Raw genomic sequence first — 594 nt, 5'->3', positions numbered from 1 at the left:
TGCGCGAGATCGCCGCGCAGCACGGCGGCACGCTGACGCTCGACGATCACGTCTACCAGCACGCACCGCGCCTCGCCGGCACGCTCGTGCGCATCAGCCTGCCGCTCGCCGACACCGCCCCGGATTAACCCTGACGCGCGCCGCCGCGGCTCGGCGCAACCACGTCGAGACCGGGGATTTACCGGCCGTTCACGCCACGATCGGCGCGCGAAGCGGGCCGATTCGACGCGGGTTAACGCGCAGTCGTTTTGTACGCGCGAGTCAGTGGGCCGTAAGTTTCCGTGCCAATAATCGTCGACAGGCCCGCCCCTCCCAAGGCGGCCGCACATTTATATCAAGGGACTTGGAGACGATTCATGGCAACGTTAGGCGGGCAAATTTCGCACTCGCCGATGACGGGCGAAGAGAAGAAGGTGATCTTCGCGTCGTCGCTCGGCACCGTGTTCGAGTGGTACGACTTTTACCTGGCCGGCTCGCTCGCGGCCTACATCAGCAAGAGCTTCTTCTCCGGCGTCAATCCGACCGCCGCGTTCATCTTCACGCTGCTCGGCTTCGCGGCCGGCTTCGCGGTGCGGCCGTTCGGCGCGATCGTGT

At 65.7% G+C, this 594-nt stretch carries 1 pseudogene; it reads left to right on the top strand.

What is annotated here, in order from left to right:
- Positions 1-356: 356 nt before the first annotated feature.
- A pseudogene (locus A9Z05_RS37390) lies at positions 357-594 on the top strand (MFS transporter); the annotation flags it as partial.

The organism is Burkholderia sp. A2, from assembly GCF_001729305.1.
Lineage (GTDB): Bacteria > Pseudomonadota > Gammaproteobacteria > Burkholderiales > Burkholderiaceae > Burkholderia > Burkholderia sola.
Note: the sequence above shows the minus strand (reverse complement) of the source record. Positions and strands in the feature narration are given on the sequence as shown.